The sequence below is a fragment of the Streptomyces sp. NBC_00075 genome (genome assembly GCF_045041225.1).
Lineage (GTDB): Bacteria > Actinomycetota > Actinomycetes > Streptomycetales > Streptomycetaceae > Streptomyces > Streptomyces adonidis.
In genome coordinates, this window is record NZ_CP108243.1 from 6,273,285 (window position 1) to 6,286,944 (window position 13,660).

Annotated in this window: 15 protein-coding genes; 11 read left to right on the forward strand and 4 right to left on the reverse strand. The window is 70.1% G+C overall.

The window, feature by feature from the left end:
• Positions 1-171: 171 nt before the first annotated feature.
• The 4 genes from OG787_RS27440 to OG787_RS27455 all read left to right on the forward strand — a co-directional run bounded on the left by OG787_RS27440 (position 172) and on the right by OG787_RS27455 (position 1,732).
• On the forward strand, positions 172-381 hold the full coding sequence (locus tag OG787_RS27440; protein ID WP_405536729.1) for a hypothetical protein: 210 nt from the start codon (positions 172-174) through the stop codon (positions 379-381).
• The gene (locus OG787_RS27445) at positions 378-776 is read left to right on the forward strand and encodes a DUF6415 family natural product biosynthesis protein (protein WP_405536730.1); all 399 of its coding nucleotides are present in this window, start codon (positions 378-380) and stop codon (positions 774-776) included. The genes OG787_RS27440 and OG787_RS27445 overlap by 4 nt, the downstream gene beginning before the upstream one ends.
• A 258-nt stretch (positions 777-1,034) precedes the next feature.
• On the forward strand, positions 1,035-1,418 hold the full coding sequence (locus OG787_RS27450; protein WP_369033020.1) for a type II toxin-antitoxin system RelE/ParE family toxin: 384 nt from the start codon (positions 1,035-1,037) through the stop codon (positions 1,416-1,418).
• Positions 1,418-1,732 (forward strand): helix-turn-helix domain-containing protein, encoded by a 315-nt coding sequence (locus OG787_RS27455; RefSeq protein ID WP_369033019.1) that lies wholly within the window; start codon positions 1,418-1,420, stop codon positions 1,730-1,732. Before OG787_RS27450 ends, OG787_RS27455 begins: the two co-directional genes overlap by 1 nt.
• An 84-nt stretch (positions 1,733-1,816) precedes the next feature.
• Here the strand turns inward: OG787_RS27455 and OG787_RS27460 are convergent, their stop codons facing one another.
• A complete protein-coding gene (locus tag OG787_RS27460; RefSeq protein ID WP_405536731.1) occupies positions 1,817-3,121 on the reverse strand; it encodes an MDMPI N domain containing protein in 1,305 nt (434 codons plus the stop codon).
• A complete protein-coding gene (locus tag OG787_RS27465; RefSeq protein ID WP_405536732.1) occupies positions 3,118-3,729 on the reverse strand; it encodes a sigma-70 family RNA polymerase sigma factor in 612 nt (203 codons plus the stop codon). Before OG787_RS27465 ends, OG787_RS27460 begins: the two co-directional genes overlap by 4 nt.
• A gap of 375 nt (positions 3,730-4,104) precedes the next feature.
• On the opposite strand from OG787_RS27465, the gene OG787_RS27470 reads away from it, so the two are divergent.
• Positions 4,105-4,506, forward strand: a complete 402-nt coding sequence (locus OG787_RS27470; RefSeq protein ID WP_369033017.1) for an STAS domain-containing protein — start codon at positions 4,105-4,107, stop codon at positions 4,504-4,506.
• A 210-nt stretch (positions 4,507-4,716) separates the two neighbouring features.
• Positions 4,717-5,259 carry an EF-hand domain-containing protein gene (locus tag OG787_RS27475; RefSeq protein ID WP_405536733.1) on the forward strand — a complete coding sequence of 181 codons (543 nt, stop codon included), beginning with the start codon at positions 4,717-4,719 and terminating at the stop codon, positions 5,257-5,259.
• On the opposite strand, the gene OG787_RS27480 is transcribed toward OG787_RS27475, so the two are convergent.
• Complete coding sequence (locus OG787_RS27480) at positions 5,208-6,758, reverse strand: class I adenylate-forming enzyme family protein (RefSeq protein WP_405536734.1); 1,551 nt, start codon at positions 6,756-6,758, stop codon at positions 5,208-5,210. The two genes, OG787_RS27475 and OG787_RS27480, sit on opposite strands and share 52 nt — an antisense overlap.
• Positions 6,759-6,930: 172 nt before the next feature.
• Between OG787_RS27480 and OG787_RS27485 the strand changes: the two genes are divergently transcribed.
• The 4 genes from OG787_RS27485 (at position 6,931) to OG787_RS27500 (ending at position 11,268) form a co-directional block, all read left to right on the forward strand.
• Positions 6,931-8,124, forward strand: a complete 1,194-nt coding sequence (locus OG787_RS27485; protein ID WP_369033014.1) for an amidohydrolase family protein — start codon at positions 6,931-6,933, stop codon at positions 8,122-8,124.
• Positions 8,124-9,254, forward strand: coding sequence for an acyl-CoA dehydrogenase (locus tag OG787_RS27490; RefSeq protein WP_405536736.1), 1,131 nt, complete (start codon positions 8,124-8,126; stop codon positions 9,252-9,254). The genes OG787_RS27485 and OG787_RS27490 overlap by 1 nt, the downstream gene beginning before the upstream one ends.
• Positions 9,255-9,262: 8 nt before the next feature.
• The gene (locus OG787_RS27495) at positions 9,263-10,153 is read left to right on the forward strand and encodes an acyl-CoA dehydrogenase family protein (RefSeq protein ID WP_369033012.1); all 891 of its coding nucleotides are present in this window, start codon (positions 9,263-9,265) and stop codon (positions 10,151-10,153) included.
• A 536-nt stretch (positions 10,154-10,689) separates the two neighbouring features.
• A complete protein-coding gene (locus OG787_RS27500) occupies positions 10,690-11,268 on the forward strand; it encodes an ATP-binding protein (RefSeq protein WP_369033011.1) in 579 nt (192 codons plus the stop codon).
• 375 nt (positions 11,269-11,643) lie between these two features.
• On the opposite strand, the gene OG787_RS27505 is transcribed toward OG787_RS27500, so the two are convergent.
• Entirely contained in the window at positions 11,644-12,579 is a 936-nt protein-coding gene (locus tag OG787_RS27505; RefSeq protein WP_405536739.1) for a cyclase family protein, read from the reverse strand.
• Positions 12,580-12,667: 88 nt separating this feature from the next.
• On the opposite strand from OG787_RS27505, the gene OG787_RS27510 reads away from it, so the two are divergent.
• Positions 12,668-13,588: an SDR family NAD(P)-dependent oxidoreductase gene (locus tag OG787_RS27510; RefSeq protein ID WP_405536740.1), complete on the forward strand. Its 921-nt coding sequence runs from the start codon at positions 12,668-12,670 to the stop codon at positions 13,586-13,588.
• Positions 13,589-13,660: the final 72 nt, after the last annotated feature.

Consider the following 13,660-nt stretch of genomic DNA (forward strand, 5'->3'; position numbering starts at 1 on the left):
GTTGCGGTCCTTCCGGGGGCCGTTGACCCGATCAGCATGGCCGGGCCTTGAGGTCCTCTCCACAGCGCGACATGCGGCACAGAAGAAAAGGGAAGCAAATCAAGAGTACCCACGAGAAAACTCAAGAAAACTGATGGAGTCAGGAAACTCCGTGCTTCTACCGTCCTGTTCATGGTGAAAGCACTCGGCTCGCAAGACATCGATCCCCTCACAGCCGTGGAGTCCCTGAGAGCGGCGCTCGACCAGGTCGGCATCGTGCTCCCGTCTCTCGGTGTCGACGCGGCCTCGCCCGCCCTCGGCCTCGTGGAACTCGGGCGCGTACGCGCTGACGTGGCCCTGCGGTTGGCGCACACGCTTCTGGGCGGGGGTCCGGCGGTATGACGATGAAGCGGTCGGTCGAAATCCTGGACGTCGAACAGACCACGGCGATGCGCGATACGGCGGTCCGGTTTCTCGGTGAACCGGCGTTGCCGCGGTACGAGACCGTGCAGCACTTCGGGCACGCCTTCCACCGTGACCTGTGGCGGCTGATCCCTCGCATCGAGCAGCTGGCCGGGTGCCTGCCGGGCGATGACGCGCCGGTGAACGTGGCGCTGGCCGGTGTCGGTGAGGCCCGTCGGCGACTCGACGAGATCGAACGTGCGGGCCTGGCCGGTGAGTTCGAGCGCGTCAAGCGGCTCGCCCGTTCCGTCGTGGCCCTGTGCGACCACCACGACAACCTCACCGGCGTGCCTACATCCGGCTCAGTGACGCCGCCGCGAACAGCACATCCCTGATTGTCCCTGCCGCCGTCCTGCCCCGCGGCCGCCTCCAGGGCTATGTGGGCGGCTGAGGGGAGGGCAGCCGGTGAGTCCAGGAGGATCGGCCGTTCGCCGCCGTCCGAAGCTTCGATCTCCAGGCGCAGGTAGCGGCCGGGTTCACCGGCCGGGACCAGGAACGCCGGTGCGGAGGGTGGGGGCCAGGCCGAGGGGCTGCGGGCGCTGGAGCAGCTCGGTGGCTGGCGTATAGCATCCGAGCCATATAGCATTGCTGCTATGCCTGGTGAGCGGTACACCATCGAGATCGAGCCCGAGGTGCGCCTCTGGCTGGAGGATCTTCCCGCCCACCACTACGTGATAGCAGAGCAGAAGGTCGATCGGCTCGCGGAGAACGCCACCACCCTGGGCGAGCCCTACAGCCGTCACCTCGGCGGCAAGCTTCGCGAACTGCGCTTCGATCTCGGCGACAACGCCCAGCGCATCACCTACTGGCTCGCCCCGGACCGTCGCATCGTGCTGCTGACGGTCTTCCGGAAGACCAAGATGCGTGAGACGGCCGAGGTGGACCGTGCCAGAGTCGTTCAAGTCGCGTGCGAGGCGGGCCATCAGCCGGCCACCGAACACGACGTGTACAGCCGCAACATCAAGGAGGAACTGTGATGAACCACGCCGAGTGGAAAACCCGCCGCCATCGCGCCCTCCTCGGCGAAGCGGCCGAGGGCAACGCCGAGTACGACCGACTGTACGAGGAGGCCGAACTGGCCCACGACCTTGGCCAACTGGTCTACGACCGGCGTACCGCCCTCGGGCTGTCCCAGGCCGAACTCGCCGAACGCTGCGGTATGCAGCAGCCGCAGATCTCTCGGATCGAAGGCGGCGGCACCATGCCCACCATCCCGCTCCTGCGGCGCCTGGCCCGCGCCCTCGATGCCGACCTGACCATCGAACTCACCCCGCACCACGAAGCTGCCTGAACCCGGATTCACCGGCGCGCTGCCTGCGGCGGCTCGGGGCGCAAGCGCCGCCCCCTCTGTCCTCCGTCGGCCCGCTGGGCGCACCTACATCCGGCTCAGCGAAGCCGCCGCGAACAGCACATCCCTGATCGCCTCCCTGTCGCCGTCCTGGCCCGCCGCCGCTTCCTCCGGGGACACGTGGCCCGCCGCCAACTGGCAGAACTCCACGCCGTCCAGGGCCACATGGGCGACCTCGTGGGCCGCCGAGGGGAGGGCGGCCGGGGAGTCCAGGGGGATCAGCCATTCGCCGCCGCCCGAGCCCTCGATCTCCAGGCGGAGGCTTCGGCCGGGTTCGCCCGCCGGTACCAGGTGGCGGGTGGTTCGGTTCGGGGTTGCCAGGCCTGCCTGGCGGCGGGCCGCCAAGGCCTCCGGGAGCATGCGGGCCGCCAGGTCGATCATGCCGTGGAGGTGGCGGGGGGCCGGAGGGGCGTAGGGGTAGTCCACCGCTTCCGCGATGTCGCCCGCGTGCACCCAGCACTCGAAGGCGCGGTCCAGCATCGCGTCGTGCAACGGCAGTTCGAAGTCGCCGTACGGCACCGGCAGCTTTCCCGCGCCGCCGCCCGCGAAGGAGACCGTCCGGATGATTCCGTGGCTCTGCTCCCGCCATGGCATCCGGACCGAACGGGTCGGCGGGAAGTACGACGCCCGCCAGTACGCCTCCGTGCGGCCCGCCGGAGTCGGGGTGACCGGCCCGTCCTCCTTGCCGGTCACCGGGTCGTCCAGGCCCAGTGCCACCGCCACCAGGCCGTCCACGCTCAGCAGATGCGCGATGACCCCGGCGACCGTCGTCCGGCGCGTCGTCTGCTCGTCGCCCTCGAACCAGCGCAGCCGTACGGGCGCGTGCCACTCCGCGTCGCCGAAGTCCTGGAGCAGGGCGTCCAGGCGGGCGGTCTCCGCGTCGTACGGAGTCGCCCACTCCGGGACCGGGATGCGCGGCGGGCGCCGGTCCAGGCAGCCCTCCAGGACTCGGGTGCGCAGGGTCGGGTCCAGGTCGAGGGGTTCCGGGCGTTGGAGCAGTTCGACCGCCTCGCGCAGGCGCCTTGCCTCGTCCGCGCAGGCTCCGCACTCCCCGAGGTGGTCCTCCACCGCCAGCGTCTCCTCCGGCGCGCACGCCGCCAGCGCCCACGCCCCCAGCAGCGACCTCAGTACGTCGTGTCCCAGGATCAGGGGTACGGGGGGTCCTGGGGGGACGGCAGGCAGGGGGTGGCCCGTGTCCTCCACCGAGGAGCGTGGTGTCGGTATGTGGGGCGGGCCGGCGCTCGCGTCCCGTTCCTTGCCGTTGTCGGGGCCCTGGGGGCCCTGCCCCTCGTACCCCTCCCGGTCCCCGTCCTCGTGGCCCGCGCCGCTCACACCGCACCCCCGTATTCGGGGGGTGCCCCCGGTGTGCCGGTGTCGTGGGCCGTGGAAAGGAGTTGGAGGCCCAGGCGGAGGCGGCGGCGGGCCTCGGCCTCCGTGACGCCCAGGTCGACGGCGGTCTGGCGGTAGTCGCGGCGGTCGAAGTACGCCAGCTCCAGGGCGGCGCGCAGCGGGGCCGGCATGGACGTGACGATGTAGTCGGCGCGGGCGGCGACGGAGGCCCGGCGGACCCGGCGTTCCAGTTCCTCCAGGGAACTCGTCGAGCCGGTGGTGGCTGCCCCCTCCGGGGCCTCCGGGTCGGTCAGCGCGGCCGTCTCCGTCTGGCGCAGGCGCTGTACCGCGAGGCGGTGGGTCAGGGTGGCCACCCAGGAACGCAGGGGGCCCTGCTTGGGGTCGTACGCGTCGGGGTGCTGCCAGACGTGGGCGAAGACCTCGCGGGTGATGCAGTCGGCGGCCTGCTCGTCGGCCAGGACACGATGGGCGAGGCCGTGCACGAGCGAGGCGAACCGGTCGTACAGCTCACCGAGTGCGGCGGCCTCCCCGCGCGCGAGCCGCTGCTGCATCTTGCGGTCCCAGCGGGGCGGTGTGTCCCTCTTCGCCATGCGGTCCCCTCACCCCCCAAACACTGTCCAGGTCCGGCGGTTGCCCACCCTCTCCTCGAATGTAGTCGGCCCCTCCGACAGCCCACTCCGCTTTGCGGCATTGTGCGCCCTCCGAGGAGCTCTGGATGGTAGAGAACCGACGGAGATCGACCGACGCTGACGTAATAAGCGTCTCTTTCGATCGAACAGGATCGTGCGTGACCGAAACAAGCCCCTTGCAAACCGCTTGCAAGTCTCTTGCGATCTTGGCCGAGTAGATGTGCGGTGTTTGGTGGCACGGCTGCTGGGCAGCCGCGTCGACAGGAAGCGTAGGAAAAGCTTCCGTTTCTGTCGCACAAATCTGTCGCACGACGTCGGACGAGTTGAACGAGAGGCGTGATGGTGGCGTTCAAAGTGACCGACGGCGAGCGCGGCGGCTGGACCGTGCTTCAGGTGTCCGGAGAGATGGACCTGGTCACCTCGCCGGAGCTGCGCCAGCGGGTGCACGCGGCGGTGGCCGACGGCCGGCGCCGTATCGTGCTCGACCTCTCCGAGGTCGTCTTCTGCGACTCCAGCGGGGTCGGTGTTCTCATCGCCACCCGTCGGCTGCTGCGGTCCTGCCAGGGGCGGCTGCGTCTGATCCTGCCCGCGCAGGGCATCGCGGACAGCGCCCACGCCCACCACGTCAACCGGGTCCTCGGCGCCCTGGGCGTCCGCCGTCTCTTCGACGTCTACGCGGACCTCACCACGGCCGTCGACGAGACGGCGGCCCCGCTCACCGCGCCCACCCACGTGTGACCCTCCTCATGCGCCCCGCGCGCGTGGCCTGCCTCCATGCGCCCCACGCGCGCGTGACGCCGTTGTCGCGGAATTCCCCCAGTCTTGGCACAGGCGTCGTTTTCGTGTCCCGGATGTCACCTGCGCGTCGTACGCTCCGTGCGGGAAAGACTCTCGACGCGGGTGCAGGACGCAGCCGCAGAACGCAGACGTAAGGCAGGCCCGACAGACATGGTCAGCTCCGAGTACGGGCGGAAGATCGCAGCCCGGTTCGCCACCTTCGACCAGGACGGCAACGGCTACATCGACCGCGAGGACTTCAGCGTGGCGGCCAAGGCGCTGCTCGCCGAGTTCGGCACCCCCGCCCGGTCCGACAAGGGCCAGGCTCTCTACGGCGGTGCCGAGGCCTTCTGGCAGGGCATGGCGGGGATAGCGGACCGGGACGGCGACCAGCGGATCACCCGCGACGAGTTCGTGAACGGCGCCGTGAAGCGGCTGCGCGACAGCCCCGGCCGGTTCGCCGAGATCGCCCGCCCCTTCCTGCACGCGGCCCTGGCCGTCGCGGACCTGGACGGCGACGGCGCGGCCACCGTCGGGGACACCGTGCGCGTCCTCAGGGCGCTCGGCGTGCCCGAGGACATCGCCGCCACGGCCGCCGCGACCCTCGACACCGACGCGGACGGCCGGATCGCCGAGACGGAGATCGTCGACGCGTTCGCCCGCTACTTCACCGTCCCCGACTCGGACACGGGCGCCGACGAGGGCTCCGCGTAGCGTTCACGCAGCTTGTACTTGAGCACCTTCCGCAGGGTCTCGTTGCGCGGAAGGGCGTCCACCACCTCCAGCCGCTCCGGCAGCTTGTGCACGGACAGCCCTTCCGACCGCAGGTACGAGGTCAGCGCGGCGAGCGTCAACTCCCCATCCTCCGCCGCTGGTTCCACCACCGCGCAGACCAACTCCCCGCGCTCCGCGTCCGGCAGCCCGATCACCGCCACGTCGCCCACCCCCGGATGCGTGTGCAGCAGATCCTCGATCTCCTTCGCCGAGATGTTCTCGCCCTTGCGGATGATGACGTCCTTGAGCCGCCCGGTGAGCACCAAGTGCCCGCTCCCGGTGAGGAATCCGAGGTCGCCGGTGCGCAGAAAGCCGTCCGCGTCGAACGCCTCGGCGGTCTGTACGGGGTCCAGGTACCCCTGGCACACGGCCTCCCCGCGCAGCCGCACCTCGCCGTCCACCACCCGGATCTCCATGCCCTCCGGCGGACGCCCCTCCGTCGTCGCCAGGTTCTCGACCGAGTCGTCCGGCGCCCCCATGGTGATCATCGGCACCTCGGTCATCCCGTACCCGTGCGTGAGCTGCACCCCCATCTCGCGTACGACGGAGTGGTAGACCTCCGGCGGCTTCGGCGCCCCGCCGCCCGCGAGCAGCCGCAGGGACGGGATCACCGGAACCCCGGGCTGCTTGCGCTGCTCGGCGAGGAACATGGAGTAGAACGCCGTGGACCCGCCGGCCACCGTCACCCCGTGCCTGCGGTACCCCTCCAGCGCGTCCGGCAGCGCGAACTGCTCGAACATCACCGCCGGGAACCCGTACAGCAGCAGCATCACCGTGTAGTCGGGGCCCGCGATATGGGCGTACGGGAAGGCCATCGAGCCGACGTCGGACTCGCTGAGCCGCAGTGCGTGCGCGAGGCAGGAGCCGCCCGCGATGAGTGAACGGTCCGTGTGGAGCACGCCCTTGGGGTCGGAGGTCGTTCCCGAGGTCCAGTAGATCCAGCGGACGGAGGTGCCGTCGGCGGGCGGGGGCGGCAGCAACGCCGGGTCACTGTCCGGCAGTTCGTCACTCCCGTACGCCTGGAAGACGCCCTTCGCGCCGAGCCGCCGCGCCATCTCCGTGTGGTCGAAGCCGCGCCACACGCCCGGTACCGCGAAGAACTCCGCCTTCGACTCCCGTAGCGCGAAGCCGACTTCGCGGTCCCGGTAGAAGGGGATGACCGGCGACTGGACGGCGCCGAGGCGGGCGAGCGCGAAGGAGAGCAGGGCGGTCTCGATACGGGTGGGCAGCTGCCAGGCGACGACCGTGCCGGGGCGTACGCCCATGTCGTACAGGCCCGCCGCCACCCGCTCGGAGCGGGCGCGGAGTTCGCCGAAGGTGAGGGAGCGGTCGTCCTGGAGCAGGACGGGCCGGTCGGGGGTGAGTTCGGTGCGGCGGGCCACCAGTTCCCAGAGGGTGCGGGCCGAACCCAGGGCGTGTGCGGTGTCGACGACGTTCACGTGGCCCCCAGTAGCTGACGAGCAGTCAGATCGTGCCGGGAGCGTAGGGCTTCACGCCTTGTCGGTCCATAGGTGCGGGACTAACCTTCTAGGGGTGCCTAGAACTGACGGTCCGTCAGATAATCAAGACGGTATCCGAGGCAGCCACCCAACGGCCAGGCGGAGGGGACCCATGACCGAACTGCCCCGCATCATCAGCGTCGACGACCACGTGATCGAACCCGCGCACCTCTTCGAGACCTGGCTGCCGGCCAAGTACCGCGACAAGGGACCGAAGCCCTTCACCGCCGGAATCGGTGAACTCGCCTACGTGGGAGGCAAGTACAGGTTCACGACCGACCCCGAGGGCCAGATCACCGACTGGTGGGAGTACGAGGGGCTGCTCTTCCCGTACAAGCGGATCATCGCGGCCGTCGGATTCTCCCGGGACGAGATGACCCTCGACGGCATCACGCGCGAGCAGATGCGACGCGGCTGCTGGGACCCGAAGGCCCGCCTCGCCGACATGGACCTCAACCACGTCGAAGGATCCCTCTGCTTCCCCACCTTCCCCCGCTTCTGCGGGCAGACCTTCGCCGAGGCCGAGGACAAGGAGGTCGCGCTGGCGTGCGTACGCGCCTACAACGACTGGATGGTGGAGGAGTGGTGCGGCGACAGCGGCGGCCGGCTCATCCCGCTGTGCCTGATCCCGCTGTGGGACGTCGAGTTGGCGGTCGCGGAGATCCGGCGCAACGCCGAACGCGGGGTGCGCGCGGTGACGTTCTCCGAGATCCCGACCTACCTCGGACTGCCGTCGATCCACTCCGGCTACTGGGACCCCTTCTTCGCGGTGTGCGAGGAGACGGGGACGGTCGTCAACATGCACATCGGCAGCAGCAGCCAGATGCCCGCCGCCTCCCCGGACGCCCCGCCCGCCGTACAGGCCTCGCTGAGCTTCAACAACGCGATGGCGTCGATGATGGACTTCCTGTTCAGCGGCGTGCTGGTGAAGTTCCCGGCGCTCAAACTCGCGTACAGCGAAGGGCAGATGGGCTGGATCCCGTACGCCCTGGAGCGCGCCGACGACGTGTGGGAGGAGCACCGCGCGTGGGGCGGGGTCAGGGACCTGATCCCGGAGCCGCCATCGACGTACTACTACCGGCAGATCTTCTGCTGCTTCTTCCGCGACAAGCACGGCGTCGCCTCGATCGACGTCGTCGGCCGGGACAACGCCACCTTCGAGACCGACTACCCGCACGTCGACTCGACCTTCCCGCACACCAAGGAAGTCGCCCTCGACCATGTGAAGGGCCTCGACGACGAGACCGTCTACAAGCTGATGCGCGGCAACGCGATCCGGATGCTCGGCCTCGACCTGGACAAGTAGTGGACCTCTCCGACACCCCCCAAGAGGCGGAATTCCGGGCGAGGTTGAGGGAGTGGCTGGCGAAGACGCTCCCCTCCCTCCCCGCGAAGCCCTCGCCCGACGACTGGCCCGGGCGGCGCGCGTACGACCTCGGCTGGCAGCGCACGCTGTACGACGCCGGGTACGGCGAGGTCCACTGGGGCGCCGACCCCGCCGTACGGATGATCTTCCTGGAGGAGACCGAGAAGGCCGGAGCGCCCTACGTGGGCGCCAACTTCGTCGGGCTGCTGCACGCCGGGCCGACCGTCGCCGCCGAGGGGACCGAGGAGCAGAAGGCGCGTTGGCTGCCGCCCGTGCTGCGCGGCGAGGAGGTCTGGTGCCAGGGCTTCAGCGAGCCGGACGCCGGTTCGGACCTCGCGGCGCTTCGCACGCGCGCTTGGCGCGACGGCGACGAGTACGTGGTGAGCGGATCCAAGATCTGGACCTCGCACGCCGAAGTCGCCGACTGGTGCGAGCTGTTGGTGCGCACCGACCCCGACGCGCCCAAGCACCGCGGGATCACCTGGCTCGCCATGCCCATGGACGCGCCGGGCATCACCGTACGGCCGCTGCGCACGCTCGCCGGGTCCAACGAGTTCGCCGAGGTCTTCCTCGACGAGGTCCGGGTGCCCGTCGCCAACCGGGTCGGCGAGGAGAACGACGGCTGGCGCGTGACCATGGTGACGCTGTCCTTCGAGCGCGGTACGGCGTTCGTGGGGGAAGTGGTCGCCTGCCGCCGCGTGCTCGGCGAACTCGCCCTGGCCGCACGGGAGAACGGGCGCTGGGACGACCCCGTACTCCGGCGGCGACTCGGTCGGCTGAACGCCGAGTTCCGGGCGCTGTGGCGGCTGACGCAGTGGAACGTCAGCGAGGCGAGCGAGGGAGTGCCCGGAGTCGGCGGGTCGGTGTTCAAGCTGCGGTACTCGCACGCCAGACAGGAGTTGTACGAGGCGGCGGCGGAGGTCCTGGGGGACTGGGCGGCGCTCGATCTCGAACGGCCCTGGGTGCTCGACCGGTTGTCCTCCCTCTCGTACACCATCGCCGCCGGCACCTCCCAGATCCAGCACAACATCCTTGCCGAACGTGTTCTCGGGCTGCCGAAAGGACGGTGACCTCGCACATGCGGTTCCAACTCACCGAAGACCAGCGGGCGTTGCGGGAGGGCGTACGAGGGCTGCTGGCGGGGCGCTTCGGGCGCGAGCGGCTCCGGGCGGCCATGGAGGGCGCACCCGACCTCGACCGGGAGCTGTGGCGGGAGTTGGGGGAGGCCGGGTTCTTCTCGTTGCGGTTGCCTGAGGCGGCGGGCGGGGTCGGACTCGGGCTGCCCGAGGCGGTGTTGGCGTTCGAGGAGGCGGGGCGCGTCCTGCTGCCCGGGCCGCTCATCGCCACCCATCTCGCGGCGGGCGTCGTGCCGGGCGCGGCGACGGGGGAGACGGTGGTGACCGTCGTCGACGGGGGCGGGGTGGTGGAGTGGCTGGCGGCGGCCGACGTCGTACAAGGGGACGCCGGAGGGGCGGTACCCGTGCGGTCGGTGGATCCGCTCACGCCGCTGCACCGGGTCGCCGATGAGCACTGCGGCGGCTGTACGGACGTACTCCTGACCTCTCTCCTCACCGCCGCCGAGCAGCTCGGTACCGCCGCCCGGGTGTGCGAGCTGGCCGTGCAACATGCTCGGACCCGTGAGCAGTTCGGGCGGCCGATCGGGGCCTTCCAGGCCGTGCAGCATCTGTGCGCCGGGATGCTGGTGCGGGCCGAGGTGGCGCGGGCGGCGGTGTACGCGGCGGCCGTCACCGTCGACCCGGCGGACATCGCGGCGGCGCGGCTGCTCGCCGACGAGGCCGCCGTACGCGGGGCCCGCGACTGCCTCCAGGTACACGGAGGGATGGGCTTCACCTGGGAATCGGACGTCCATCTGTATCTGAAACGGGCCTGGGTGCGGGCCCGGCGACCCGGTTCGGTGACGGAGTGTGAAGAGCTGCTCGCCGCTGAGTTACTGGCCGAGGCGTCATGACGGGATCAGGAACCCGGGCCGGAGCTGGGATCGGCCGACGGTGGCCGGATTCGTGTCACGGATCGTGGCGTGATGGAAGTGTGATGAAAGTGTGCGGTAGTTACTGAGCGTCGATACCGGGTTGTGTCCTTCGCGGGACTCGTCACGGCCCGGAGTCATGCGTTCGCTCCGGTACCTTCTGTGGGATGCGAGTGGTTCCGAGGTCGAGCCATCACGGTGTTGCCCCTGAGGCGGCCCCGGATCCGGCAGTGCGCGCCGCTCGCGGGGCGGGTCGGAGTTCCGCGCCCGCTTGTTCGACTTCCCGTGACGAGCGTCGCACAGTATGCCGCAGGCGTACTCCTTCGCGTTGGAATATGCCCGAAGCGCTTGTTGGGGTGACTGTACGTCAACCATGCTTTCTCGTAAGGGACTCACGTTCCGTGATCCCTGATCTGGCCGTTGGCCCAACCGTTGTTCTGGGCATGCAGAAAATGGCTACGATCGTGGCCCTCGTGCGGCGCGGGGCGATGTGTCCGCCGGTTCGGATGGTGTGAGCGGTGCAGGTGCTTCAAGTGCAGCTGGAGATCCGGCCCGACCCCACGGAGGTGGGGCGGGCCCGGAGATGGGCGCGGTCACGGCTTGCCGGGTCCGGGGTCGCGGACGACGAGCCGCTGGCCGAGACGCTCATCCTCCTTGTCTCCGAGCTGGTCACCAACGCGGTGGTGCACACCGGGTGTCCGGCGGTGCTGCGGCTGTCCTTCCAGGGCGCGCCACAGGGGGCACAGGGGGCGGTGGCCGGCGGGTTCGTCCGGCTGGAGGTCGCCGACCTGAGCCCCTGTCCGCCCGCGCCCCGGCACGCCGACGGCGACGAGACCAACGGGCGCGGCCTGGAACTGGTCGACGGGCTCGCGGACCGCTGGGGGTGGAGCCCCGAGGGCGTCGGCAAGCGCATCTGGTGCGAGCTGGACCGATGTCCGGCCCCTCCGGTGCCGTACGGAGGCGGGAGCGGAAGCGCGGTGGCGGCGACGGCTTCGGCGACGGCTTCCGCCACGGCCGCGACCAGGGCTTCGGCTTCGGCCTCGACTTCGGTCACCGCATCCGCGTACGGGGGCATGGCGGCGTACGAAGCCGTGTGACGTCTGTGTCCGTGGCCTGTTGATGCGGCGCTCGGCGGGGCACCCGTGCAGAAATGCCCGGTTTTCCGGCTGGGCGTGGTGCGGTGCGCCGGGGTGTGCCCCTGTGCGCGGTTGTCGCAAAAAGGGCGTAAGCGATAAATCCCCGAACGGGTGTTGACGTGACGTGACCACTTGAACACGCTTGTGTTCAGCGCGATTCGCCGTGAGGGGACGGCGAGGGTTTCGGTGACGGGGGCCCTCGGCGAGTGCGGATCGCGATTCGGCGTCGGCCTCCTCAGGGGCAAGGGGGCGGGGTGGGAACGCCGAAGGCGGGTGGCGGCGCGCGATGCCGTACTTGGGGTGGGCAGTGGCGCGCCGCCGGCCGGCCGGCGGGGGCTAGAGGATCGCCACGGGTGCGACGGGGCTGCCCGTGGCGCCCGTGAACGGTTCCGGGGTCGCCGACAGCAGGAACTCATAGCGGTTCTCTTGTCCACAGGCTGTGGACAACTTTTCGAGATTCCAGTTCTGGCCCTGTGGCATCCCCATCTCCACCAGGTCGAGCGCGTGTACGGGCATCCAGAGATCCTCCGACTCCGGCGGAAATATCTCAAAGGTGAGTGTGTCGTTCGCGACCGCCGCGACGTCCCGCGCGTGGAACCACTCCGGCGTACGGATCGACAGCCCGGGCGAGGGATACGTGTACCCGTGCTTGTCCCCGGCCAGGTACACCTGCATCTGCCCGGTCCTTACGAGCACGATGTCACCGGCTCGTACGCGTGTTCCGGCGAGTTCCTCCGCCGCGTCCAGGTCCTCCGGGGTGACCGCGTGCCCCCCGTCGAGCCGGTCGACGCCCCGCGCGCGGGCCACGTCCAGCAGCACCCCGCGCGAGACGACGTGCCGCGCCTTGTCGGCGCCGGCGAACTCGGCGCCGGAATGGGCGGTGATGCTGCTCGCCGGGCGGCCGTTGTAGAGCTTCCCGGAGTGGGAGGCGTGGGCGAGGGCGTCCCAGTGGGTGCCCGCCTGGAGCCCCATGGTCACGATGTCGTCGCTGGTCGCGACGGTCCCGGAGCCCGGCGGCCCGAACAGCTCCTGGTTGATCTGGATCATCGCGTGTACGGGGTTCAGTCGGCCCGGAATCGCCCCGGTCTGGACGCCGTCCTGCTGGAGAGGGAGGGCGAGGGGGATGCGATGTCCGGTACGGACGGTCGCGGCGGCCTCGCGGACGACCTGGTCGGTGATGAGGTTGAGGGTGCCGAGTTCGTCGGCCTCCCCCCAACGCCCCCAGTTGTTCACGCGTTTGGCGATGGCGTGGAACTCGGCAGGCAATGACATGAGTCCGGTCCCTCCCGGGGCTTGCCTCCGGATATCTGACGGGCCATAAAATCTAACGGTCCGTCAGAAACCGCGGGAAGGGGCCGGCATGGGGAACTTCTTGGCAGGCAAGGTGATCGCCGTGACCGGCGCGGGGCGGGGGATCGGCCGGGCGGTGGCGTTGGGTGCGGCGGCGGAGGGGGCGCGGGTCGTCGTCAACGACTACGGCGTCTCGATGGACGGCGCGTCCCCGACCAGCGAGGTCGCCGAGGGCGTCGTCAAGGAGATCGAGGCCGCGGGCGGGGACGCGGTCGCGGTGGCCGACGATGTCTCGACGATGGCTGGGGGTCAGCGAGTTGTCGACGTGGCGGTCTCTTCGTACGGGCGACTGGACGGTGTGGTCTGCGTCGCCGGGATCCTGCGCGAGCGGATGCTGTTCAACATGTCCGAGGAGGAGTGGGATCCGGTCGTCGCCACGCATCTGAAGGGCACGTTCACGGTGTTCCGGGCCGCGTCGGCGGTGATGCGGCAGCAGCGGGCGGGGACGCTGATCGGGTTCACCAGCGGCAACCATCAGGGGTCGGTGTCGCAGGCCAACTACAGCGCGGCCAAGGGCGGGATCATCTCGCTGGTGCGGAGCGCTGCGCTTGGCTTGCACAAGTACGGGGTGAGTGCGAACGCGGTTGCGCCTGTTGCTCGTACGCGGATGTCGGCCAACGTTCCTGTGGAGTTGGCGGAGATCGGGGAGCCGGAGGATGTGGCGGCGTTGGTGGTGTATTTGCTGTCCGATCGTGCGGCGGAGCAGGGGATCACCGGGCAGGTGTACACGGTTGCCGGGCCGAAGATCGCGGTGTGGGCGCAGCCGAAGGAGTTGCGGGCGGCGTATGCGTCTGACTCCGGGGGGTGGACGCCGGAGCGGATCGCGGAGTTTCTGCCGGGGTCTGTGGGAGTGGATCCGATGCCGATGCTCTTGCAGTTGGAGCGGATGGAGAAGGCGGCGCGGGAAGGGGCTCGGCCCAACGCCCAGTAGCTCGGGGGTGTGTGTGGTCTGGCGGGTGCGGGTGCGTTGTGGCTGATCGCGCAGTTCCCCGCGCCCCTGGGT

Bases quoted from the DNA above. Each gene is read 5' to 3' on its own strand.
- OG787_RS27505 (WP_405536739.1), bottom strand. From the start codon at position 12,579: ATGTCATTGCCTGCCGAGTTCCACGCCATCGCCAAACGCGTGAACAAC.
- OG787_RS27465 (WP_405536732.1), bottom strand. From the start codon at position 3,729: ATGGCGAAGAGGGACACACCGCCCCGCTGGGACCGCAAGATGCAGCAG.
- OG787_RS27485 (WP_369033014.1), top strand. From the start codon at position 6,931: ATGACCGAACTGCCCCGCATCATCAGCGTCGACGACCACGTGATCGAA.
- OG787_RS27495 (WP_369033012.1), top strand. From the start codon at position 9,263: ATGCGGTTCCAACTCACCGAAGACCAGCGGGCGTTGCGGGAGGGCGTA.
- OG787_RS27440 (WP_405536729.1), top strand. From the start codon at position 172: ATGGTGAAAGCACTCGGCTCGCAAGACATCGATCCCCTCACAGCCGTG.
- OG787_RS27475 (WP_405536733.1), top strand. From the start codon at position 4,717: ATGGTCAGCTCCGAGTACGGGCGGAAGATCGCAGCCCGGTTCGCCACC.
- OG787_RS27445 (WP_405536730.1), top strand. From the start codon at position 378: ATGACGATGAAGCGGTCGGTCGAAATCCTGGACGTCGAACAGACCACG.
- OG787_RS27455 (WP_369033019.1), top strand. From the start codon at position 1,418: ATGAACCACGCCGAGTGGAAAACCCGCCGCCATCGCGCCCTCCTCGGC.
- OG787_RS27450 (WP_369033020.1), top strand. From the start codon at position 1,035: ATGCCTGGTGAGCGGTACACCATCGAGATCGAGCCCGAGGTGCGCCTC.
- OG787_RS27510 (WP_405536740.1), top strand. From the start codon at position 12,668: ATGGGGAACTTCTTGGCAGGCAAGGTGATCGCCGTGACCGGCGCGGGG.